The sequence below is a fragment of the Rhizobium sp. 'Codium 1' genome (assembly GCF_020889605.1).
GTDB lineage: Bacteria > Pseudomonadota > Alphaproteobacteria > Rhizobiales > Rhizobiaceae > Allorhizobium > Allorhizobium algae.
Genome location: NZ_JAJGPW010000001.1, coordinates 351,219 through 374,287, shown reverse-complemented (window position 1 = coordinate 374,287; position 23,069 = coordinate 351,219). Strand labels below are relative to the sequence as shown.

21 protein-coding genes are annotated in these 23,069 nt (G+C 62.1%); 8 read left to right on the top strand and 13 right to left on the bottom strand.

Translation table 11 applies throughout. The annotated features are described in order from the left end of the window. Positions 1-170 precede the first annotated feature (170 nt). Together LJE98_RS01815 and LJE98_RS01810 are read left to right on the top strand one after the other, a co-directional pair. Positions 171-1,238, top strand: a complete 1,068-nt coding sequence (locus LJE98_RS01815) for a YjgN family protein (protein WP_229573018.1) — start codon at positions 171-173, stop codon at positions 1,236-1,238. Then, the gene (locus LJE98_RS01810) at positions 1,228-2,286 is read left to right on the top strand and encodes a M48 family metallopeptidase (RefSeq protein ID WP_229573017.1); all 1,059 of its coding nucleotides are present in this window, start codon (positions 1,228-1,230) and stop codon (positions 2,284-2,286) included. The genes LJE98_RS01815 and LJE98_RS01810 overlap by 11 nt, the downstream gene beginning before the upstream one ends. A 104-nt stretch (positions 2,287-2,390) precedes the next feature. Here the strand turns inward: LJE98_RS01810 and LJE98_RS01805 are convergent, their stop codons facing one another. Further along, complete coding sequence (locus LJE98_RS01805; RefSeq protein ID WP_229573016.1) at positions 2,391-3,428, bottom strand: Fe(3+) ABC transporter substrate-binding protein; 1,038 nt, start codon at positions 3,426-3,428, stop codon at positions 2,391-2,393. A gap of 169 nt (positions 3,429-3,597) precedes the next feature. Here LJE98_RS01805 and rirA point away from each other — a divergent pair, with 169 nt between their 5' ends. The 3 genes from rirA to LJE98_RS01790 all read left to right on the top strand — a co-directional run bounded on the left by rirA (position 3,598) and on the right by LJE98_RS01790 (position 6,524). Then, positions 3,598-4,074: an iron-responsive transcriptional regulator RirA gene (gene rirA, locus LJE98_RS01800; RefSeq protein WP_229573015.1), complete on the top strand. Its 477-nt coding sequence runs from the start codon at positions 3,598-3,600 to the stop codon at positions 4,072-4,074. Positions 4,075-4,257: 183 nt separating this feature from the next. Next, entirely contained in the window at positions 4,258-5,925 is a 1,668-nt protein-coding gene (locus tag LJE98_RS01795; RefSeq protein WP_229573014.1) for a GMC family oxidoreductase, read from the top strand. A gap of 50 nt (positions 5,926-5,975) precedes the next feature. Beyond that, complete coding sequence (locus LJE98_RS01790) at positions 5,976-6,524, top strand: gluconokinase (RefSeq protein ID WP_229573013.1); 549 nt, start codon at positions 5,976-5,978, stop codon at positions 6,522-6,524. A 30-nt stretch (positions 6,525-6,554) separates the two neighbouring features. On the opposite strand, the gene LJE98_RS01785 is transcribed toward LJE98_RS01790, so the two are convergent. Then, entirely contained in the window at positions 6,555-7,394 is an 840-nt protein-coding gene (locus LJE98_RS01785; protein ID WP_229573012.1) for an SDR family oxidoreductase, read from the bottom strand. 172 nt (positions 7,395-7,566) lie between these two features. Here LJE98_RS01785 and LJE98_RS01780 point away from each other — a divergent pair, with 172 nt between their 5' ends. Then, entirely contained in the window at positions 7,567-7,932 is a 366-nt protein-coding gene (locus LJE98_RS01780) for a winged helix-turn-helix transcriptional regulator (RefSeq protein WP_229573011.1), read from the top strand. A gap of 7 nt (positions 7,933-7,939) precedes the next feature. On the opposite strand, the gene aguB is transcribed toward LJE98_RS01780, so the two are convergent. The 4 genes from aguB to LJE98_RS01760 form a co-directional block, all read right to left on the bottom strand. Continuing rightward, positions 7,940-8,809 (bottom strand): N-carbamoylputrescine amidase, encoded by an 870-nt coding sequence (gene aguB / locus LJE98_RS01775; RefSeq protein WP_229573010.1) that lies wholly within the window; start codon positions 8,807-8,809, stop codon positions 7,940-7,942. An 11-nt stretch (positions 8,810-8,820) separates the two neighbouring features. Then, the gene (locus LJE98_RS01770) at positions 8,821-10,119 is read right to left on the bottom strand and encodes an NAD(P)/FAD-dependent oxidoreductase (RefSeq protein ID WP_229573009.1); all 1,299 of its coding nucleotides are present in this window, start codon (positions 10,117-10,119) and stop codon (positions 8,821-8,823) included. Between the two features lie 10 nt (positions 10,120-10,129). After that, positions 10,130-11,488, bottom strand: a complete 1,359-nt coding sequence (locus tag LJE98_RS01765; protein WP_229573008.1) for a glutamine synthetase family protein — start codon at positions 11,486-11,488, stop codon at positions 10,130-10,132. A gap of 285 nt (positions 11,489-11,773) precedes the next feature. Then, entirely contained in the window at positions 11,774-13,027 is a 1,254-nt protein-coding gene (locus LJE98_RS01760) for an NAD(P)/FAD-dependent oxidoreductase (RefSeq protein WP_229573007.1), read from the bottom strand. A 166-nt stretch (positions 13,028-13,193) separates the two neighbouring features. Here LJE98_RS01760 and LJE98_RS01755 point away from each other — a divergent pair, with 166 nt between their 5' ends. Then, positions 13,194-13,556: a YbaN family protein gene (locus LJE98_RS01755; protein WP_370660374.1), complete on the top strand. Its 363-nt coding sequence runs from the start codon at positions 13,194-13,196 to the stop codon at positions 13,554-13,556. On the opposite strand, the gene LJE98_RS01750 is transcribed toward LJE98_RS01755, so the two are convergent. The 5 genes from LJE98_RS01750 to coxB form a co-directional block, all read right to left on the bottom strand. Then, the gene (locus LJE98_RS01750; protein WP_229573005.1) at positions 13,531-16,365 is read right to left on the bottom strand and encodes an EAL domain-containing protein; all 2,835 of its coding nucleotides are present in this window, start codon (positions 16,363-16,365) and stop codon (positions 13,531-13,533) included. The genes LJE98_RS01755 and LJE98_RS01750 overlap by 26 nt on opposite strands. Positions 16,366-16,404: 39 nt before the next feature. Next, positions 16,405-17,358: a FecR domain-containing protein gene (locus LJE98_RS01745; RefSeq protein WP_229573004.1), complete on the bottom strand. Its 954-nt coding sequence runs from the start codon at positions 17,356-17,358 to the stop codon at positions 16,405-16,407. Positions 17,359-17,484: 126 nt separating this feature from the next. Continuing rightward, positions 17,485-17,817, bottom strand: a complete 333-nt coding sequence (locus tag LJE98_RS01740) for a hypothetical protein (RefSeq protein WP_229573003.1) — start codon at positions 17,815-17,817, stop codon at positions 17,485-17,487. 1 nt (position 17,818) lies between these two features. Further along, positions 17,819-20,344, bottom strand: a complete 2,526-nt coding sequence (ctaD, locus tag LJE98_RS01735; RefSeq protein ID WP_229573002.1) for a cytochrome c oxidase subunit I — start codon at positions 20,342-20,344, stop codon at positions 17,819-17,821. Next, entirely contained in the window at positions 20,341-21,039 is a 699-nt protein-coding gene (gene coxB, locus LJE98_RS01730) for a cytochrome c oxidase subunit II (RefSeq protein WP_229573001.1), read from the bottom strand. Before coxB ends, ctaD begins: the two co-directional genes overlap by 4 nt. A 42-nt stretch (positions 21,040-21,081) precedes the next feature. Between coxB and LJE98_RS01725 the strand changes: the two genes are divergently transcribed. Next, positions 21,082-21,588 (top strand): DUF2231 domain-containing protein, encoded by a 507-nt coding sequence (locus LJE98_RS01725; protein WP_229573000.1) that lies wholly within the window; start codon positions 21,082-21,084, stop codon positions 21,586-21,588. On the opposite strand, the gene LJE98_RS01720 is transcribed toward LJE98_RS01725, so the two are convergent. Together LJE98_RS01720 and LJE98_RS01715 are read right to left on the bottom strand one after the other, a co-directional pair. Continuing rightward, positions 21,566-22,066 carry a CopD family protein gene (locus LJE98_RS01720; RefSeq protein ID WP_229572999.1) on the bottom strand — a complete coding sequence of 167 codons (501 nt, stop codon included), beginning with the start codon at positions 22,064-22,066 and terminating at the stop codon, positions 21,566-21,568. The two genes, LJE98_RS01725 and LJE98_RS01720, sit on opposite strands and share 23 nt — an antisense overlap. Next, entirely contained in the window at positions 22,066-22,809 is a 744-nt protein-coding gene (locus LJE98_RS01715) for a cytochrome c oxidase assembly protein (protein WP_229572998.1), read from the bottom strand. Before LJE98_RS01715 ends, LJE98_RS01720 begins: the two co-directional genes overlap by 1 nt. Between the last annotated feature and the right edge of the window lie 260 nt (positions 22,810-23,069).

The following is a 23,069-nucleotide window of genomic DNA, read 5'->3' as shown; positions in this document are numbered from 1 at the left end:
TGGCGATTTTGTTTGTGCGGGGAACCTCACCACGCCTCCTGCACCCATGGCCAGATCGACTTCGAGAGTGTCGCAACGCACTTGAGTGCGCGGATGTCTCGTGATCAATGTTCAGGCGCGTGTCGCCGGCGATAGCGGCGTGCTCGATTTGATTTCACGAAGGACATTTCATGCAACAGGCAGTTTTCGGGCGAGCGGATGCTTTGCGTCGCGGCGAGTTTCGCGGCAGCGCCGGTGAGTATTTCGGCATCTGGATCGTCAATATCCTGCTGACCATCATCACGCTGGGCATTTATTCGGCCTGGGCAAAAGTGCGTCGAAACCGCTATTTCTACGGCAACTCCTTCGTCGACGGCCATTCCTTCGACTACCACGCCCGCGGCATGCAGATCTTCATCGGCCGCGCAATCGTCTTCGGCTATATCATCGCCTACAATGTGCTTCTGACGCTCAGCCCGATCGCCGGCGGCATCCTGACCCTGCTGATGTTCTTCCTCCTGCCCTGGATCGTCATGCGCAGTCTGCGTTTCAACGCGCGGGTCACGAGCTACCGCAACATCCGCTTCGACTTTGTCGGCAAGACCTGGGCTGCATTTGTCGCGATCATCTTCGGTGGCTTGATCGCCTTCTTCTCGCTCGGCATCCTGGCGCCTTTCGCCAGCCGCTGGCTCTATCGCTACATCTTCAACAACCTGCGCTACGGTGGCCGCGCCTTTGAGACCGACCCGAAGATCGGCGCGCTCTATCGCGTCTGGCTGCCGGCCTTCCTGCTGATGGTGGTGGGTGCAGCCGTCGCCGGCCTTCTCGGCGTGATGGCCTATTACAGCGTGGTGGAAGGCGCCGATGCGAGCACGGATCCGGAAATGCATCTTCTTCTGGGTATCTACGGCGCACTGGTCCCCGCGCTCGTTTTGTGGGGCGTGGCCGCGATTTTCTACCGCATCGGGGTCCGCAACGTGGTGATGAACGCCACCCGCTTCGATACCCGCCATACCCTGTTCTCCGATCTCGGCCGGCTGCGCTACTTCTGGATCGTCATTTCGAATCTCGTTGTCACGGTCCTCACCCTCAGCCTCATGCGCCCCTGGGCGGCCGTGCGCGAGCACCGCTATGTGATCGAGCATTCCGGCATCGTGGTCGATGGCGAGCTTGGCGAAGTGGTAGCCTCCATGCAGAATTCCGGCTCGGCCGTGACGGCCGAATATCTCGATCTCGAAGGGTTCGACTTTGGCTTCTGACAACAAGCCTATCGCCTCCGGCCGCTGGCATCCGCCGGGCTCGAGCCGCGCGGAGCCGGCAAACTTGCTGGGGGAGGGCAAGACGCTTTATGTCCGGCTGGCGGCATGGGGCGATCCGGTCTCTGTCGGAGACATGGCCCGCATGGAGATATCCGCAAGGGTCGGCCGCATCCCCCGCAGGATCAGCTTTGTCGATGGTTCCTTGTTCGAGACCGAAGACAACGACGCCGTGGATCTCTGGCTGAAACGACAGGGGAAAAGCGGCTTTGTCCACGAACTCGAACGCTTTCACCCGCGTTTGCTTGCATTCGTGCTCGCCGTATTCCTGTTTGCAGGTCTGATCTACCGTTATGCGGTGCCGGCGCTGGTCGAACTTGCCGTGCTGGTCACACCGCCGGCGGTGACCCATTGGATGGCAAGCGGCACCTTGCTCTCGCTTGATCAGGCGGTTTTCGACGACAGCACGCTGCCGGATGCCCGGCAGGCCGAAATCCGCGCGGCCTTCAACGGCATGGCCGATCACGCGTCGCGCGGGCGCGCGGGCTACAATCTGAATTTCCGCCATGGCGGTGTCATCGGCCCCAATGCCTTCGCATTGCCGGATGGCACGCTCGTCATCACCGATGAACTCATCGAACTGGTGGATGGCGATATGGATATGGTCATCGGGGTGCTGGCGCATGAGATCGGCCATGTCGAGCGGGATCATTCGCTGCGCCAGCTCTATCGTGCCGCCGGTATGGCCGGGTTGATCATGCTGATCGCGGGCGATGTTGGCGCTGCCGGCGAGGATATCCTGACCAATGGTGCAGCCCTGATGACGCTCTCGCACTCGCGCGACGCGGAAAGCGAGGCGGACCGTATTTCGGTCGAGCTTATGGCGAAGGCGGGACGCGACCCGCGGGCTATCGGCAAGTTCTTTGCGCAACTCGAGGAAAAGCTCGGTACCGGCGGGGATTCGTCATTTCTGTCCACCCATCCGGGCACGGCCGAGCGGCGCAAGGCAATCGACGATCACGCCCGCTCTGTCGGATCAGGCGGGTCCTAGTCGCCAGCATCGGATAAACCGAGACGACGATATGGTGTCTTGAAATGCGAGAAGGGGGCGGTCGAGACCGCCCCCTTCTGCTGTTTTTTCTCTTGCCGGACGCTTTACTGCGTCGGGCCTTCGTTCAGGCCGACCTTGTCCACCAGTTCCGAAGCCGTCTTGCGGTTTGCCGCGATGTCGACGAGCGGCAGCGTATCGGCCTTGATCGCGCCGAAACCGGTGACGATGTCGGAGGCCTTGGCCTTCGGGCCGACCGGATATTCGAAGACCTGTTCGGCATAGATGGTCTGTGCTTCGTCCGAGGCCAGGAATTCCATCAGCTTGACGGCATTGTCCTTGTTCGGAGCATTCTTGGTCAGCGCCATGCCGGAAATGTTGACATGGGTCCCGCGATCAGCGGCATTCGGGAAGAGAACCTTGACGGACTTGGCCCATTCCTTCTCTTCCGGCTCCTTTTCGTTGGTCTGCATCAGGCCGAGATAATAGGTGTTGGCAAGGCCGAGATCGCACTCGCCCGCATGGATCGCCTTGGCCTGGGCGCGGTCGTTGCCATCAGGCTTCTTGACGAGGTTCTGCTTCAGGCCAGCCAGCCACTTCTCGGTGTAGTCAGCACCGTGATGGGCGACCATCGAAGCGAAAAGGCCGATATTATAGGAGTGCTGGCCGTCACGCATGCAGATGCGGCCCTTCCACTTCGGATCGGCGAGCTCTTCATAGGTGATCGCATCTTCGGAGACGCGGTCCTTGGAGGCGTAGAGAACACGACCACGGGTCGTCAGGCCGAACCAGTTGCCATCGGTATCGCGATACTGGGCCGGAATCTGGCTGTTGATGTCGTCGTCGTTCAGCGGCTGTGTCACGCCGCCGTCCTTGGCTTCCGTGAGGCGCGCGATATCGACCGTCAGGATGACGTCGGCAGGGGAGTTGGCGCCTTCGGCGGTGATGCGCTCGACGAGGCCCTTGTCGAGGAAGAGCACGTTCGTCTTGATGCCCGTCTCCTTGGTGAAGGCATCCATCAGTGGCTGGATCAGCTCCGGCTGGCGGTAGGAATAGATGTTGACTTCACCTTCGGCGAAGGCAGCACCGGCCGAAAGGGCGAGCGCCGAAACGGCGCCGAGTGCGAGTGCGCGAGCATGGGTCATGTAGGGCCTCCTGGTCATGATTGTTGAGGCGCATATTCATGAATTGAGATAAGCTGTCAATTGCACTCGACTTTAATCACAAACACGTGAGGTCAGAACTTGAGTATTTTGGAATTGTTCAAAACTGCAAAAGCGGCTATATAAGGCCAACAAAACAGAGGAATCGTGCATGCGTTTGACAAAGCAGACAAATTACGCCGTGCGCATGCTGATGTATTGCGCCGCCAATTCCGACCAGTTGAGCCGCATCCCGGAGATTGCGCGCGCTTATGGGGTATCCGAGCTCTTCCTCTTCAAGATCCTGCAGCCCCTCAACAAGGCCGGTTTGGTCGAGACGGTGCGTGGCCGAAACGGTGGCGTGCGCCTCGGGCGCCCCGCCGAGAAGATCACGCTGTTCGATGTGGTCAAGGTCACCGAGGACAGCTTCGCCATGGCGGAATGTTTCGAGGACGACGGTGACGTCGATTGTCCGCTGATCGACAGCTGCGGGCTGAACTCCGCTCTGCGCAAGGCGCTGAATGCATTCTTCGACGTGCTCTCGCAATACACGATCGACGATCTGGTCAAGGCGCGCCCGCAGATCAATTTCCTGCTGGGCATAGACGATCTGGAGCCGCGCAATGTGAGGCGCGCCCCGGCCGCCTGACAACGCGACAGTCGAAACCTGGATCAACCCGCCGCAAGGCGGGTTTTTTCGTTGCGAGACAAGCGTTTGCCCCCGCCTTGCGTCCCTCCGCCGCTATGCTACGCTTACGTCCACGGCAATATAAGTCTGCTTAATGGCGTCACGGCTGAATTGCCGTGCTGCCGGGGTCTCTGGGGAGAGAGCATGTACGACTACGTGATCATCGGCGGCGGCTCGGCAGGTTCGGTGCTGGCGGCGCGCCTGAGTGAGGATCCGTCCGTCACTGTCTGCCTGCTGGAAGCCGGAGGTCGCGGAGACGGCATCTTCGCCCGCGTGCCGATGGCAGCTGCAGCCGTCATTCCGGGCTATGTCAAAAGCGGCAACTGGCGCTTCTCGACTGTCCCGCAGCCGGGCCTCGATGGTCGCAGGGGCTACCAGCCGCGGGGGCGGGGTCTTGGCGGCTCGAGCCTCGTCAATGCCATGCTCTATGTGCGCGGCAACAGTCGCGACTACGACGACTGGGCCGCACTCGGCTGCGACGGCTGGTCCTGGAATGATGTGCTGCCCTGGTTTCGAAAGTCAGAGGACAATATTCGCGGTGCAGACGATCTGCATGGGCGCGGTGGTCCACTGCAGGTCTGCGATCAGAACTGGACGCGCCCGATCAACCAGGCCTTCCTCAAGGCCTGCGAACAGAACGGCCATCGGCAGAACGAGGATTTCAACGGTCCGCAACAGGACGGGGCCGGCGTCTACCAGGCGACGCAATTCTGGAACGGACCGAAGCGCGGCGAGCGATGCTCGGCAGCCGCAGCCTATCTGCATGACGTGATGATGCGGCGCAATCTGACAGTGGTTACCGAGGCGCATGTATCGCGCATCATTGTCGAGCGGGGCAGGGCGGTCGGCGTCGCCTATCGTCTGGGCAAGGAAGATCGTGTCGTCCGGGCGAGCCGGGAAGTCTTGCTGTCGGCGGGCGCCCTGCAATCACCGCAGATCCTGATGCTCTCGGGCATCGGCCCGGCAGAACATCTCAAATCGCTCGGCATTTCTGTCGTGCTCGATCGCCCGGACGTGGGCGCCAACCTGCAGGATCATCTCGATTATACGATGATCTTCCGCTCGCCGGACACCGATATGTTCGGCATGGGCATCATGGCGACGGGCGACCTGATCCGGGCCGCGAACGAATGGCGCACCGAGCGCATGGGACATTTGCGGTCGACCTGCGCGGAATCGGGTGCCTTCCTGAAAACCGATCCGGCTCTCGACCGGCCGGACATCCAGCTGCATTTCGTCGTCGCCATGGTCGACGACCACGCGCGCAAGATGCATTGGGGGCATGGTTATTCCTGCCATGTCTGCGTGCTGCGCCCTCATTCCCGCGGCACCGTGCGGCTGGCGAGTGCCGATCCCTATGCGGCCCCGCTCATCGACCCCGCCTTTCTGTCTGACCCGCGCGACCTCGTGTCCCTGCGCAAGGGCGCGCGCATGATGTCGGACATCATGGCCGCCCCGGCACTCAACAAGTATCGTGGAGAGGAACTCTATCCCGCCGGCCAGTCTGACATGGAACTCGACGCCGCCATCCGTGCCCGGGCCGACACGATCTACCACCCCGTCGGCACCTGCCGCATGGGCTCCGATGATCGTGCAGTCGTCGATCCGACCCTGAAGGTGATGGGCATCGAGGGGCTGCGCATTGTCGACGCTTCCGTCATGCCGCGCCTGATCGGCGGCAATACCAATGCCCCGGTCATCATGATGGCGGAGAAGATTGCGGCAGCCATTCGGGCAGAAAGACTGCCGGCCAGGGATCGGACGGCGGCCAGAGACGCGACGTCCAGCGAGAGCGGATTGCATTTCGCCTGAACCTTCCTATTGTCACGGCCCTTGGGTGAGGGTGCTTGAAGAGGAAGAGAATGCCGCAAGAAAATGGGCCAGCCGCTCTGCAGGCCATCATCGTCATGGGCGTCAGCGGCTGCGGCAAGTCCTCGGTGGGCGAGGCGCTGGCGTCGCGGCTTGGATTGCCCTTCATCGAGGGCGATGCACTGCATCCCGCGAGCAATGTCGAGAAGATGGCCGAGGGAACGCCGCTGACCGATGAGGATCGCTGGCCCTGGCTGAGTGTGATCGGCAAGCGCATGGCAGATGCCTTGTCGCGCGGCGAGGGGATCGTCGTCTCCTGTTCGGCGCTGAAGAAGATCTACCGCGACCACCTGCGCGCCGCGACAGGCGGACGCCTCGCCTTTGTCTATCTCGAGGGATCGCGCGATCTCCTCAATCAGCGCATGGGAGCCAGGACAGGTCATTTCATGCCGCTTGGCCTGCTCGAGAGCCAGCTGGCCACACTTGAAGTGCCGACAGGGGAAGCGGGCGTGCTAACGGTCTCCATCGATCAGGCGCTCGGCGCTATCGTCTCTGCGGCCCTTGATGGTCTGGCACAACAGGTGGCGCCGGATCAGGGCTGAGACGACCCGCTCCGGCGCCTTCCCGAAAACTCACGCTTTCAAGGCTGCAGCATAATCGCTGGCATAGGTGGCAAGCGAACGAGCGGCTTTGCCCGTCAGCGTTTCGACATCCTGCGTCACTGAAGCCGTCCAGCCTTCGCGCACGGGATGGAAGATCGAGGCAAGGAAGCCGGCATAGTCGGCGGGCACGCCAACACCCGTCAATATGCCGATAAAGGCGTCGTCGCTGATGGCGCTGTAGGTTACGGGCCTGCCGATAGCGCCGGAGAGGATCGTGGCTGCATCTGCATAGCCGAGGGCTTCCGGGCCGGTGAGGTTGAAGGCCCGGCCGTCGAACTGGCTTGAGGTCAGGGCAGCTGCCGCACTATCGGCAATGTCACGGGCATCGATGAAGCTCGATTTGCCGTTGCCGGCCGGAAGCGCGATCTGGCCGTGGCCGATGCCGGCTTTCCAGAAGGTGTGGAAATTATCCGAGAACCAGTTCGGACGCAGGATGACATAGGGCACGCCGGACTTCTCGATGAGGATCTCGATCTGGCGATAGGGGATGCTGTCATCGGCATCGACGCCCAGGACACTCTGGAAGACGATCTTCACCTTGCCGGCAATTGCGGCCTCGACGACCGGCAGAAGCAGGTCTTTCACCGCCACGCTACCGCCCGGCAGCATGATATAGGCGCGATCGACGCCGTCAAAAGCATGCGCAAAACCGGAAGGGTCGGCAAGATCGAAAGCGACGCCTTCAGCGCCATTGACCGCCTTGCCCGAGCGGCTGGCCGCCTTGACCGTCTCGCCCTTGGCAACGAGTGTCTTGACGAGATGGCTGCCTACATTGCCAGTGGCGCCCAATACGAGGATTTTCTTCGGCATCTTGCTGTCCCTTAATTCGCTGAGTGAAGGTTTCATTTGGAAACCAGCTTACGAATTGATATATACGCACTCAGAGAAATCGGGAAAGAAGGCACTTTCAGGTCACATGGTTTCCCTTCGGAAACCGCATGTCCCCTTGGGGGACCCCATGAGTGCCGCAGGAGCAACGGATATGCAGTTTGGCTATGACGTCTATCAGGAGAATTGCCCGACACGGCATGTGCTGGACCGGCTCGGCGACAAATGGGCGCTGCTGATCCTCGACCGGCTGGACGGGGAGCCGGTGCGTTTCAATCACCTGCGGCGGGATATTACCGGCATATCGCAGAAGGTCCTGTCCCAGACCCTGAAGAAGCTGGAACGGGACGGCCTGATATCACGCACAGTGTTTCCAACTGTTCCGGTCACGGTGGAATATGCGCTGACGCCGCTCGGGCGCACGCTGGGGGAAACGGTCAACCTGCTGGCCCACTGGGCCGAAGAGCACATGGATACGGTGCTAGCCGCGCAGCAGGCCTATGATGCACGCAAGCCGTAAGCGCTGACTAACCCTCATGGCCCATCAGCGGACTGTATAGTTCGGGGCGACGATCGCGAAACAGGCCCCAGCTGGCGCGCTGCCGGGCGATGCCGTCCAGATCGAAAGTCGCCGTCAGCACGGTCTCGGTCTCCCGGTCTGCCGTCGCCACCATCGCGCCGGTCTGATCGCAGATGAAGGACGAGCCGTAAAAGGTGAGCGAGGTCCCCTTGCGGCCGTCTTCCTTGCCGATGCGGTTCGACGCGATGACCGGCATGATGTTCGCGGCCGCATGGCCCTGCATCACACGCTGCCAGTGCCCACTGCTGTCGAGGCTCGCATCCTGCGGCTCTGAGCCGATTGCGGTCGGATAGAAAAGCAGCTCCGCCCCCTGCAGCGCCATGGCGCGCGCCGCTTCCGGGAACCACTGGTCCCAGCAGATGCCGACGCCGATCGCCGCATGCCGCGTTTCCCAGACCTCGAAACCGGTGTCGCCGGGCGAGAAGTAGAACTTCTCGGTATAGCCGGGACCATCAGGAATGTGGCTCTTGCGATAGATGCCGAGCACCTCGCCGGTGGCATCCACGATGGCGACACTGTTGAAGAAGGTCTGCCCCGCCTTTTCAAAGAAGCTGACGGGGATCACCACATCAAGTTCTTCGGCAAGTGCTGCGAAGTGCTCGATCAGCGCATTGTCATGCGCAGGCTTGGCCAGATCGAAGAATTCCGCAATCTGGTCCTGGCAGAAATAGGGCGTTTCGAACAGCTCCTGGATCAGCACGATCTGCGCGCCCTGGGCGGCTGCCTCGCGCACGAGCTTCTCGGCCCGGGCGATGTTGCCAGGAAGATCCCAGCTGCAGGCCATCTGGGTCGCAGCGACGGTGACTGTACGGGCCATCTCTTCTCTCCTCAAACGCCGAGCTTGTCGCGCAAACCGTAGTACCAGGCACCGAGCGCCGTGAATGGCACGCGGAACATGCGGCCGCCCGGGAAGGGATAGGCCTGCAGCGACGACCAGACGTCGAAGCGGCTCATCTGACCATGTACGGCTTCGCCCAGGATCTTGCCGAGCAGATGGGTGGTCGTCACCCCATGGCCGCTGTCGCCATGCGAGAAGTAGACCGTGTCGGAAAGCTTGCCCATATGCGGGATGCGCGTCAGCGTCAGTGCGAAATTACCGCTCCAGGCAAAGTCGATCTTGACGTCCTTCAACTGCGGGAAGGTTTTCAGCATGTTCGGCCGGATCACGCCGGTCAGGTTTTTCGGGTCCTGGCCGCCATAGCCGATGCCGCCGCCATAGAGCAGGCGGTTGTCGGCCGTTCGACGGTAATAATCGAGGACGTAATTGGCATCCTCGACACAGTAATTCGCCGGCAATAGCTCCTCGATCATCTTTGCATCCAGCGGCTCGGTCGCCATGACCTGGCTGGAGACCGGCATCATTTTCTCGGTCACCTTCGACGCAATGCCGGCCATATAGGCATTGCCGCAGACCAGGATGTGCTTGGCCTTGACGATCCCGCCTTCAGTGCAGACGAAAGGCTGCGGGCCGGTGTCGAGATGCACGACCTTCGAGTTCTCGAAGATCTTCGCGCCCAGGCTTTCGGCTGCAGCCGCCTCGCCGAGCACGAGATCGAGCGGATGGATATGGCCGCCGTGACGGTCGATCATGCCGCCGACATAGCGGTCGGTCCTGGCATATTTCGCCACCTCCGGCTTGGACACCATTTCCAGACCGTCATGGCCATGCTTCATCCAGTGCGCCCGGACCTCCGCCATCTCCTTCACCTGCTTGTCGGTGAAAGCCGCGAAGAAGCCGCCCTCGACGAGATCACATTCGATCCCGTATTTGGCGACGCGCTCGCGAATGATCCGGCCACCTTCGAGCGACATCTCGCCCAGCCGATCCGCCCGGTCCTGACCATAGCGTTTGGCGATTGTTTCGAGATCGCGGCTATAGCCGTTTACGATCTGCCCGCCATTGCGGCCCGATGCACCGAAACCGATGCGATCGGCTTCGAGCACGATGACGGCATAGCCCTTTTCCGACAGCTCAAGCGCTGCCGAGATGCCGGTAAAGCCGGCGCCGATGACGCAGACATCGGCCGTGTGTTCGCCGTCCAGCGACGGGCGCACGCGCTTGTCACGGGCAGAGGCCGCATAATAGGAGGCCGCATGGCCGGGATTGGGTCCGATCGACTTGTTCATGGGGATCACCTCATACGGTCCGGATATAGGCGTCGTATTCGACGTCGGTCACACGCAATGAAAACTCGGAGAGTTCCTGATATTTGCAGGCGGAATAGAGGCTTCTGTATTTAGGCCCCAGCGCCGCATAGGCGAAGCTCGACTTGGTGAACCGCTGCAGCGCATAGTCCCAGTTCGTCGGCAGGGGTTCGTGATTCACCGCGTGTTCGTCACCGGTGATGGCACCACCCGGCGAAAGCTTTTCCTTCATGCCGGCAAGTGCCGCAGAGAGGATCATCGCCAGGACGAGATAGGGATTTGTGTCGGAGCCAGCGACGCGATGCTCGATGCGGGTGGCCGGCCTGGAAGCGGTGATGACACGCACTGCCGCCGAGCGGTTGTCTATGCCCCAGGACGCATAGGTCGGAGCATGCTCGGACGGCCGCAGGCGGCGATAGGAATTCTGGTGCGGCGCAAAGATCGCCATGCTCTCGCCCATGTTTTCCAGAAGCCCGCCGACCGAGTGGAACAGCGCATCTGACGGTCCATCCTTGCCGACGTAGATGTTCTCGCCCTTGTCGTTCAGGATCGAGAAGTGCACATGCATGCCGCTGCCGGCCTGCATGCCATAGGGCTTGGCCATGAAAGTCGCATCGAGGTCGTTGGCGCGAGCGACGCCCTTGACGATGCGCTTGAGCAATACCGCATAGTCGGCGGCCGCCAGCGCATCCGGCACATGGTTGAGGTTGATTTCGTACTGGCCGGGGCCGTTTTCGCGCAGCGTTGTATCCGCGGGCACATTCTGCGCGCGTGCGGCGGTCGAAATGCCGTGGAAGACCTCTTCAAAGTCCTGCAGTTCGGAGATCGACAGCACCTGCGTCTGGCCCGTATGCCAGCGGCCGTCACGGGTGTTCGGCGGGCGCACCGGGTCGAGTGCCGACCGCACCGGGTCGATCAGGTAAAATTCGAGTTCGGTCGCGACGACGGGCGTCAGCTTGGCCGCCTTGAAGCGATCGAGCACATGGCCGAGCACCTGGCGCGGGTCGGCATAGAAGCTCTCACCTTCCTGGGTGTGCATCTGGAGAAGGACCTGCGCGGTGGGGCGCGAAAGCCAGGTGACTCGGGACAGTGTGCCGGGCACGGGAAAGCAGATGCCGTCGGGATCGCCGGTGCCTTCGGCAAGCCCTGCGGCGTTGACGTCGCGGCCCCAGACGTCGAGCGCATAAACCGAGCGCGGCATCGCCATGCCCTTGGTCAAGACGTCGATGGCGCGCTCGCGCGGGATCCATTTGCCACGGGGCACGCCGTTCACGTCAATGACGAAGGCTTCGAGTACTTCAATATCGGGATTTGCCGCGAAGAATTCGCGGGCCTGTTCGGCCATGTCCATGGGTCACCGTGTGGCTGATGTCGTTCGGGTTCGAAGCACGCTGTAAAGCGCGAGCAGATGCCTATCCGCTAACGGTAGACACTTTTCGCGTTATGGATCAAACACCGGCGCATGCCACTGCCCGTTTCTTCCTGATCCCTCCGGCCGGCCGCATGCTGGCGATGCGTCTTGGTGTCCGACCTGTTTCCGTTGGGAAACAATTTGATCAAATTAAGAGCTCTGACTACCACCCCGGCGTCAAAAAGGCCAGCCCCCCTGCGAAGAGGGCTGGCGAAAATTCGACGGTCACGCGCGAAAACGCTGCGGACCCCAGGCACTTGTATCGATGAATGTCTTCTCCCCATCCATCATTTCCGCGATCAGACGACCCGTGACCGGACCGAGTGTGAGGCCGTGATGGGCATGGCCGAAGGCGAACCACATGCCCTCATGACGCGGCGCCTTGCCGATGACCGGCATCATATCGGGTGTGCAGGGACGCGCGCCCATCCAGGGCTCGGCGTCGAGACGTTCGGCGAGCGGGAAGATCTCGCGTGCCACCTTTTCCGCCCGCGCCAGCTGGACCGGTGACTTCGGCGCATCGCGATTTGCGAACTCCGCGCCGGTCGTCAGGCGAATGCCCTTTGCCATCGGCGCGAGGAAATAGCCGCGCTCGGCATCCATCGTCCAGTTGTTGAGAACGGCATTGCCTTCTGGCGCATAATGCATGTGATAGCCGCGCTTGACGCCGAGCAGGAAACGGTAGCCGAACTTGCGGGTGACCTCTTCCGACCAGGGACCGAGCGCGAGCACCACATCATCGCCTTCGACCATGCCGTCATCGGTCTTGACCTTCCAGCCCTGACCGGAGGCTCCGGTTTCCAGGGTCGTTGCATCGCCCTTGACGAAGCGCCCGCCGAGGGACTGGAAATAGGTGAGATAGGCCTTGGTCAGTCCCTGCGGGTCGGTCACCGACCACGGATCATTCCACTTCAGCCCGCCGACGAAATCGCCGCGAATATGCGGCTCTTCCTTCGCCAGATCCTCGCGGCTCAAGGCCCGGTAGCTCACGCCGTATTCGCGCGCCAGTCGCTCCGCTTCGGCCAGTTCCGCGTCGCGCTTGCCGGTGGTGCGGAAAATCTCCATCCAGCCGTCCTTGCGGATCAGGTTTTCGGCTTTGGCCGCCTGGATCAGGTCCTGGTGCTCGCTGATCGAGTTTTCGATCAGCGGTGCATAGGCCTTGGCGATCGCCTGATGGCGGCTCTTGTTCGAATGCCACCAGTAGCGCGAGAGGAAGGGCACGAGCTTCATCATCGCGCTTGCATGATAATGCGCGTCGATGCGGTTGTTGAAGCCGTAGCGGATCAGCATGCCGAGTTGCTGCGGAAAGCCGTAGGGCACGACGCCCTCGCGCTGGATCAGGCCGGCATTGCCGAACGAGGTCTCCTCGCCGGCACTGCGGCGATCCACCAGCACCACCGACCGCCCGCGACGGGCGAGATGGATGGCAGTGGAAACGCCGATGATACCGGCGCCGAGCACGATGGTGACCTTGGACATGGGAGTTGTATTTCCTGACGGTGTGATTACGGGACAAGGATGCATTTCAGCCTGTTGCGGCGCAAACGAAAAATCGCCGCATTTGCCACAATCCTCAAAATCCTTGGCAGATCCGAATCATGCCATATCTCAGGTGGATGCAATGTCCGCCAGCGAAGGGAACCCGATGCGCCTGCTCATTCTTGGCTGTGCCTGGCTGATGGTGGCGATCGGCGTCATCGGTGTCTTCCTGCCGGTGCTCCCGACCACCCCGTTCATGATCCTTGCGGCAGCTCTCTTCGCGCGGTCCTCACCGCGTTTCGAGCAATGGCTGATCGACCATCCGCGCTATGGTCAGCCTCTCCTCGACTGGCGCAGGGAAGGTGCGATCGCGCAAAGGGCAAAACTCGCCTCGGTCTCGCTGATGACGCTGAGCTACGGGATCGTGCTGTTTTTCGGACCGCCGCAGCTTTGGCTTAAGCTGTTGATCGGCGTGATCCTTCTTGTCTGTGCAGTCTTCGTACTTACACGGCCCGCGCCAGGTCGGTAATGCCGGAAAGTTTGGGATCGGGCAACAGCGAGTGGGCTGCCGCCACTTCGAGGATCTGCCGGGCCGATTGCGGTCGCCCGAAAAGGTAGCCCTGTCCTTCCTCGCAGCCCATCGCGGCGAGCATTTCGCTCTGCAAGGCGTTCTCGATCCCCTCACATACGACCTTCAGCCCCAGGCCATGGGCAAGCGTGCTGACCGCCTGCACAATGGCCTGTGCAGATGGATCGCTCACCATGTCGCGAACAAAGGACTGGTCTATCTTCAGTTTGTCGAGCGGCAGATTCGAGATGTAGCTGAGCGAGGAATAGCCGGTGCCGAAGTCGTCGAGCGCAATCGACACGCCGAGCGCATGCAGGGCACCCAGTTTCAGCAAGAGGTCGTCGGACCGTTCGAGGAAGATCGACTCGGTGATTTCGACATGCAGACGATGCGGTGCCAGCCCGCTCAGGGTCAGGGCTTGTCGAATGTCGGAAAGCACGTCGCCGCGCAGGAACTGCACCGGTGAGATGTTGACGGCGACGCTGACATGCGCGGGCCAGGACATGGCCGCGCGGCAGGCTTCCTTGAACATGTGCTGACCGAGATCGCAGATGAAGCCGTTCGCTTCTGCGATGCCGATGAACTCGCCCGGCGAGATCATGCCGAGCGTCGGATGCTGCCAGCGCAAGAGCGCTTCTGCTCCGATCAGGCGCCCGGAGGCCAGCGCGACCTGCGGCTGATAGAGCAGGAAGAATTGTCCCTGATCAAGGGCGCCGCGCATTTCCGCTTCCAGCAGTCGCGAGCGGGTCCGGCGCAAGGCCGATGCCGGTTCATAGGCTCGAAAGCCACTGCCGCCGACGCGCTTGGCGTCGCTCAAGGCGAATTCCGCCGCTTCGATCCACTTGCCGGGATCGCCCAGATCGGAGGAGCCACTGCAGGCGCCCACCCGCACGTTGATCTGGATTTTGATCCCGTCCACGCCGAAGGGTGTGTCGAAGAGGGCGAGCAACTGTTCAGCAGTTTCCTCCAGCCCTTCGCGCGTCCTGGACCCCGGCGCCGCGAAACACAGGACATCACCCGCGATGCGTGCGGCCAGCCCATTCATTCCCAGATTGCGGCGAAGTCGGGCTGCAACAGCCTGCAGGACGCTGTCGCCCTTCTGGCGTCCGAGTGTCTCGTTGAGATGGCTGAACCGGTGAAGGTCAATGGCAAAGATTGTGAAATCGCCCCCGGTCTCGACCATGGCGTCGGTGAGGCCCCGCCGGTTGAGCAGTCCGGTCAGATCGTCGATCCGGCTCATTTCCTCAAGTTTGGCCGCGTAGAGCCGGCGCGCCGTGACGTCCCTCAGGGTCACGCAGACCACATGCGTTCCGACAGCCGAGAGCCCCTGACCTCCGAGGCTCTCGAAGGGCGATATGGTGATCACCACATCGAGGTGCCGGTTTCGCGTCGGTGCGGACAGGTCGACTTCGAACTGGTCGCTATGCACCCGATGAGGCTCCGCCAGATGCTTCGCTTCCAGCCGCAATACGCCGTCGAGAATGGCGTCGGGAACGAATTCCGCGAGATGCGTGCCGTGCGCGATCGGCTCGTCCAGCTCCAGCATCCGTGATGTCGTCTGGCTGGCGTCGAGGAGGGTAAGTTTCTGGTCGAGCACGATCACCGGATCGACGCTGTCATTGATCACCCGTTTGAGAACGCGCCGGATATCGCGGTTCTCGGTGATCGCGATTTCGGCGAGCCAGCCGCTCAGGTCGATCTTCTCGGCCATCAACATGATCAGGCCGCAGGCGAGCATGATCCACAAGGTCGCCGTGTAAATCACCAGCGCTTCGTGTTTGTACAGGAGGAAGACCGCCGCCTCCGCGATCGTCAGAAGGGCGAATGACGCGGCGATCGGCACGGCAAGCGGGAGGCGACGCAGGGTGAGCGCATAGGCGATGATCAGTGCGGCCAGCAGAAGCGCGATCGGCTCGATGGGCACGGGCGTCAGCAGGCGGTCCTGCACCAGGGTTTCTGCAGCCAGCACATGCAGCATGGGGCCGCTTAGAATACCATAGACCGGTACAGCGAATTGGTCTTTGAGCTCCGTGGCATAGGCGCCGACCACAATCGACCTGTCCCTGAGGCTCTCGCCTGTCACGGCACCGGACAGGACGTCGGCAACCGAATAGGTCGGCACCGTCTCGGGCCGGATGGAGAAGTCGATTTTCAGCCGGCCGGTGCGGGCATTGCTGTAGCCGGCAAGCACGGCGGGTGCGGATTGAGTGGGAATGCCGTCAATGATCTCCATGCCGGGGAAGGAACGCATCAGCCCGTCCGGATCGAGCGACACATCGACCAGCGCCGGCCATGCATGCTCGGCAAGGAGCGGGAGTGGTGCCGTCAGCGCCAGCGGATCGCCGGAGCGCGCACCGAACGGCTGACGGAACATCGGCAGGATCACGCCGCCGCCGGCATCCGAGAGCGCCTGAGCGAGCCGCGCGTCGCCTTCCGGCCTCGACGGCGTGCTGAAATCGATATCGAGGAAGATGTCGCGGGCACCGGCACTGACCAGCTTGTCGACCAGCTCTGCATGCACCTCGCGGGGCCAAGGCCAGGTCCCGACCTGTGTCAGGCTCTTGGTGTCGATCGCAACGAAGGCGAAGTTGCCCGTCGCACTTCTCGGCGCCGTAGTGGCCCTGAAGTCCAGCAACTGGTTGTCGAGATGCCGAACGAAGGAAAGCGACGGGAGCGCGAACGGAAGCCCTATGATCAGAGCGATCATGGCGATGCGCAGGGAGATCAGAGAAGACAGGCTGCTGCGCAATGGGATGCGATCAGACGTCATGAGCCGTCCGAAAGTGGAAGGGGATGCGGACAACCGGCATCAGTCATCGTCATCGCCTTTGTCCTTCCCGTTCCCGTTGCCGTTTCCGTTCCCGTTGCCGTTTCCGTTCCCGTTGCCGTTCCCGTTTCCGTTTCCGTTGCCGTTTCCGTTCCCGTTGCCGTTCCCGTTGCCGTTGCCGTTCCCGTTTCCGTTCCCGTTTCCGTTCCCGTTCCCGTTTCCGTTTCCGTTTCCGTTCCCGTTCCCGTTCCCGTTCCCGTTGCCGTTCCCGTTTCCATTTCCGTTGCCGCCGCTGTTGCTGTTCCCACCCGCCTTCCCGTCGGACGCGCTGATACCCTTCGTTGAGGCGGTGTCAGACTGATTGTCTGTGGTGGTGGCGGTCGCACCGAATGCCCTGAGCGCGGGAGCGGAGGGAGCAACGCGCGTGATGGCTGGTTTTTGCGACAGCCCCGCAACCGTCATGCCGGACGCATCCACGCGCGCACCCTGACCCGCGCCGAGATTGCTGCGTTCGCCGCTCCGGAAGCTGGTCACCTGCACCAGCCCGCGATCGACCGCGATGGCCGCATCGATCTTTCCGACCTTCACGGTAAAGCGCGTGCCCTTCACGACGGCAGCGAGAAAGGGAGTCTGGATGGTGGTATGTGGCTGCAACCGCTTTTCGATTTCGAGGCTGATCTCGCCGACCTGCTGGACGACCTCGGTCTTTCGGTTCTGATTGTCACCCCGGGTGAAGATCGCGGCCAGTGTATTCGGCTGGAAGGCGATGCTCTCCGTTCCCCGCACGAGTTGAAGGCGTCCGCGTGGCCCGGTCGAGATCCACGCGTCATTCGGCACGGACATGCCCTTGCGCAGAGGGATCCAGGTGGTCTTGTCGAGCGTGTAGCGCACCTGCTCCGTAGCCCGTGCTGCCCTCCATTCCGGGTTGGCCGCCCAAACCGGTGCGGCAACGCAGGTCATGAAAAGGCATAGGAAAGCAGAAACGATGATGCGCATGATGGGTTCTCCCTTGGGGGAGTATCTGAGCATTTGGTCCTTAAGATTTACCTGAATTTACTTGGTTAAGATTGTCCTATGCGCCAGTTTCCAAAGGAAAATGCTGGCAAGGCCCGCGCGGCTTCCTCAGCAGAGGGTGAGCCAGAACAATCCGGAAAAGGTGATCAGGGTCGAGACGATGGCCGCGATATGAACCGTCGTCGCGATCTGTGTCAGCGTTTCAGATGTGTCTGCTGAGCGGTCCTTGACCTGCCTCGCGGACCAGAAAAGTCCGCCAAGCAGCGCAAGGACGAGGACGAAGATTGTGGTCAGCAACAATCGGAGGACTGAGACGGGGCCGATATCGAGCTCGTGCCATCCCAGATGGCATCCGGTTGCCTGGGTTGCGTAGAGCAACAGAAAGGCCGCCGACCAGATGATGAAGCCGGTCAGGATCTGGAGGAAGGGGGACACACGCATCTCACCGCCCTCCCGCACCGGTCAGGCTCTGCAGGACGAAAGGAAAGGCAAGGCCGACGATACCGGCGATAGCCGTGTAATCATGCCAGAGGCTGCCGATCCGAAGATCCAGCTTGCGCTGCACCGAGATATAGCCCGCATGCCAACGCCACAATCCATAGCCAGCAAGCACTGCGCCAATGCCTGCATGCAGTGTGACATAGGCGGCGACGGCCAGGGCCGAAGCCAGGGCTGCATGGCTGGTCGGCGCCGGGAGCGACAGCATGACCACGGACAGGGCGCCGACCGTGACCAGATGCGCCACGAGCGTAATTGCGAGGCCAAAGACTGTCTTGCCGGATCGGCCGTCGGCGAGCCTGGTCGAGAGTGCCGCGCCCAGCAGGGCGATGCCTGCAATGATCGACGGGCCGGCAAAGGTGAAGTCGAGATCCGGTGGCGGCCAGTTCGGTGCGGACAGCCACAGGAAGAAGCCGCCGAAGATGAGCGACGTGTAGAGCGTGGCATCCGCCGCGAGCGCGAAGACGACCGCCCACCAGGAGGGCGGTTGGGCGACCTCCTGGTGATGCAAAGCTCTTTCGCCATGTCCGACCTCCAGGGGGCCGATGTCCTGCTTCAATCCTGTCGACGGCGTCCAGAGGAGGAAGAGAGCAATGACGGCGAGAAGTGCGATCGGTGTCGCCCAATAGAGTTTGGCGAGCAGGCTGGCGAAGAAGGCAGCCGTCGCAATCGCTGTCCACAGGGGCAGGTAGGTGGGGCGGGGCAGGACGACGACATGGTCGAGGCGTCCCGTCACCATATCGACGGTCAGTGTTTCCATCCAGCCATTGCGCGTGAAGCCGAGATAACCCCGCCCCGCCGCCAGATCCGGCCCCAGCACGCTTGGTTCAAGGGCGTCGGCGCGGTCGTCGATACGCGGAAGCGAACCGAAGTTGTAGGACGTTGCCGGCGTCGGCGTGGCCCATTCCAGCGTTCCGGCCTTCCAGGGATCCCGGCGGAAGCGCCGGCCGTAGCGCACCAGCATGATCAGGTCTACGGCGACCAGGGCAAAGCCGATCGTCATGACGAAGCCGCCGACCGAGGAGACGAAGTTGAGGACCTCCCACCCGGCTTCCTGCGGGTATTCGAACACCCTTCGGGGCATGCCGCGCAGCCCGGTCAGATGCATGGCGAAGAAGGTCACGTTGAAGCCGATGAAGACCAGCCAGAAGGCCGGTTTGGACAGGTGCTGCACCGGTTGCCGTCCGGTGATGTGCGGCAGCCAGTAATAGGCGGCAGCCATCATCGGAAAGACAAAGCCGCCGACCAGGACGTAATGCAGGTGAGCGACCACGAAATGCGTGTCATGGGCCTGCCAATCGAAGGGCACCATGGCGAGCATCACTCCGGTGAGGCCGCCGAGCACGAAGACGAAGAAGAAGCCGAAGACATGCAGCATCGGGATCGAGAACTGCGGTCGCCCATGCGCCATGGTCGCGAGCCAGGCGAAGATCTGGATGCCTGTAGGAATGGCGACCAGCGCGCTGGCGGCAGAGAAGAAGGAAAGCGCCACATGCGGAATGCCCACCGTATACATGTGGTGCACCCACAGGCCGAAGGAGAGGAAGGCCATGGCGACGATCGCCGCCACGATCAGTCCGTAGCCTTCGAGCCGTGTGCGCGACAGCACCGGGATGATGGTCGAGAGCGCGCCGGCCGCCGGCAGGAAGATGATATAGACTTCCGGATGCCCGAACAGCCAGAAGAGGTGCTGCCACAAGAGCGGATCGCCACCGCGTGTGGGATCGAAGAAAGGCAGGTCGAAGGCCCGCTCGACCTCGAGCAGTATGGAGCCGAGGATCAGCGGCGGGAAGCCGATCAGCATCATCGCCGCCACCACAAGCATGTACCAGGCGAAGATCGGCATACGCGTGAGCGACATGCCGGGTGACCGAAGCTTCAGGATGGTCACCGTGATCTCGATGGCGGCAGACAGCGCCGAAATTTCCACGAAGGTGATGCCGAGCAGCCAGACATCGGCATTGATCCCCGGCGAATAGGGGCGAGATGAGAGCGGCGTATACATGAACCAGCCGCCGTCCGGCGCGATACCGAAAAGGAGCGCTGCGACGAGAAAGGAGCCGCCGAAGAGGTAGCACCAGTAGCCATAGGCTGACATGCGCGGGAATGCGAGATCGCGCGCGCCGAGCATCTTTGGCAGGAGATAGATCGCCAGCCCCTCGAAGAAGGGAATGGCGAAGAGGAACATCATGATGACGCCATGCATCGTGAAGACCTGCGCATATTGGGCGGCATCCAGAAAGGTGCTGTTCGTCGAGGCAAGCTGCGTGCGGATCAGCATGGCGAGAATGCCGCCGATGGCAAAGAAGACGAGCGCGGTGACCATGAAACGGATGCCGACGATCGTGTGGTTGACCGCAGACAGCCGCTGCAATCCTTGCCCCGATCCCCAGATGGCGTTCAGCTGACGGTGCAGCCGGATCGGCGATCCTGCTGTCTCGAAGCCGGTTTCGGGCCTATTGTCCATCATGATGCAGGCACCTCCGCCGTCAACGCATTCAATTTCTGCCGGTAGGTCTCCGGCGCGTGGGCCTCCACCGTGAAGCGCATGCCCGCATGGCCGGCGCCGCAATATTCCGCGCAGATTCCGGCATATCGCCCCGGCACATCGGCCTTGATCCGCAGTACGGTCTCATGGCCAGGGACGGCGTCGATCTTGCCGGCGAGACGCGGGATCCAGAAGCTGTGCACGACATCGGCGCTTGTGACGCGAACTTCGACGACCCCCCCGGCGGGAATGTGCAGCGTCCCGGTGGTTGACATGTCCGCCCCGATATCCGGATAGCGGAAGTCCCAGCGCCACATGGCGCCGCGCGCCTCGACGCGCGCCATCACCGGTTCATTCTGCCAGGCACCGATCAGGTACTCGCCTTGTGCCATGCCATAGGTCATCAGTGCGATAAGCACGGGAACCGGCAGGAACAGGCCGCCGGCGATCATCCAGCCTTTGGCCGAAAGGCTGCGCCCGAAATCAGGGCGGAAGAGAACGAGGCCGAAAAGCACGATCACAAGGGTGAGGATCGCCATGGCGCCCGCCAGCATGATCCACCAGAGATCGGCGATCGCGCCGGCATAGGGCCCGGCCGGATCGAGCGCCGACAGGTCGCCGGAACAGGAGGCGAGAATGAGTGGAGCGCCAGATGCGAAGATGGGGTGGTGGAACATTCTCCACATCCCGCGCCTTTTCATCGAAAACGGAGAGTTTTCATGGCCGAGACGTCGCAGAGCAGCACGCCCAACCCCGTCATCGAGCAGTTGGAGGAAAAGGACAAGACCTCGGCGATCGCCGTGGCGGGGCACCCGTTGCATGCCATGAGCGTGCATTTTCCCATTGCTCTCGTCTTCGGCACGCTCGCCGTCGACGTCTTCTACTGGTGGAGCGCCGATCCATTTTGGCTCAGGGTCGGTCTCTGGACAGCGGGAACCGCCTTTGTCGCGGGCGTAGCAGCCGGCATCGTCGGCACCGTCGAACTTCTGGCCGTGCCCGGCATTCGTGCCCGCGTCGCAAGCTGGGCCCATGCCATTGCGGCCGTCACCCTGATCTCGGTGGCCGGCGCCAACTGGGGGCTGAGGCTGCTCGAACCGGATGCGGTTCTGCCGCACGGTCTGCTGCTGTCGTGTCTGGCAGCCGTACTGACCGGCGTCGCCGGCTGGCACGGGGGCAAGCTGATCTTCGATCACGGAATCGGCCTCATGGTGTCGCCCAAGGATTGAACGGATTGAGCAGGCGCTGCAGGCCGCCCGGCTCCGACATGATGGGTGGAAGAGAGAGAGCGGGCGCCTGCTTGGCCAGAACCAGGACGAGGATGGCGACCACAACCGCGCAACAGCTGGCCGTGGCCAGCACGAAGCGCCATGGAGGATAGACCTCGCCTTCACGGAAGAGCCGGATGACCACGAGGCCGGAAAATACATGGAACATGGCCAGCAGGCCGACGAAACCGAGCTTCCAGGAAAACCAGGCTGAAAACACGTCGCGGAGAAAGCTGAGCGCAATGCCGCTTGCGACCGCAATGAAGGCGGCTGGCGAGATGAGGGCGACGAAGGCGAAACGGGTCATGCGCTGCATGCGGTAGAGCGCATCGTCGTCTTCGACATGGGCCCGCTGCACATAGAGGCTCGGCAGGCTGATGAGCCCTGCCGTCCAGATGGCAATCGCGGTGATATGGACGAATTTGAGCAGGACAATCATCAGCGAGGTGCCTTGCTGTCGAAGCTTCGTCCGGAGAAGACGCTGCGCAGCCTGAGCAGGGCAGCAGCGAGATAGGGAAGTGCGGCAGGAACCCACATGAGCAGACCGGCCAGCTGCTGATCCGCCAGCGGGGAAAGCCCGAAGGCATGGGTGCTGTCCATATGGGAGGCAAAAAGCGGTTCACGCGAGAATGTCAGGAGCGCGCCCAGCATGCCCATCTGGATCGTCGTGCCCAGCAGAAGGCCAATGGCTGCCCCCGCCGAGCGCCGCGGGGAAAGAATGTCCATCCACAGCCAGAGCGCGGAGCCGATCAGGCTAAGCTCCATCAGCCAGTAGGCAGCGGGAGAGCCGAGCGCGAAGAGATACGGACCCGGTGCATGCCAGACCCACATCAGGACCGTATGCGTGATGAACGACAGCTGCGCCGGCAGCTGCGGTCTGCGCAGGGTCTCGGCTGGCATCGCAAGGATGATGGCCGGCGCAAGCAGTGTCACGAGCACCACGTGGTGGGCGACACGGGCTGAAAAGAGCGCGGAAGCGAGCGCACACAGTGGCGATACAAATGCCAGCAGCATCAACACGAGCGATGTCCAGGCCGCCAGTCTTTGCCGCCGGCTCTTGGCCGAAATCACCAGCAAGAGGAATATGGCAGCAACACCTGCCAGCAGGGGCGGATCGAAGTTCCACGCGCTCCAGAGAATGTCAGGTGTCGGCGCGGGGCCGCAATAGATATCGAGATCCATCAGCAGCATTCCAATTCTGGATTGATAAAACCGATTGCCCCGAACACGATTTCCCCTTTTGTGGAACCCCCACTCGGGGCGCAACACCCACGCGGCGTTTTTGTTCCATCGGGCCGGGCTGCCAGGATTTCCTGCAGGCTTGGCAAAGCTGACGGCGACGCGTCTCAGCTGGGGTCTTCGACGTTTCCCGAATTGCAGGTGCCCACCGCGCAGCGGGCGCGAGATCAGTTTGACATCAAGACGCTGACACCGCAGGAATG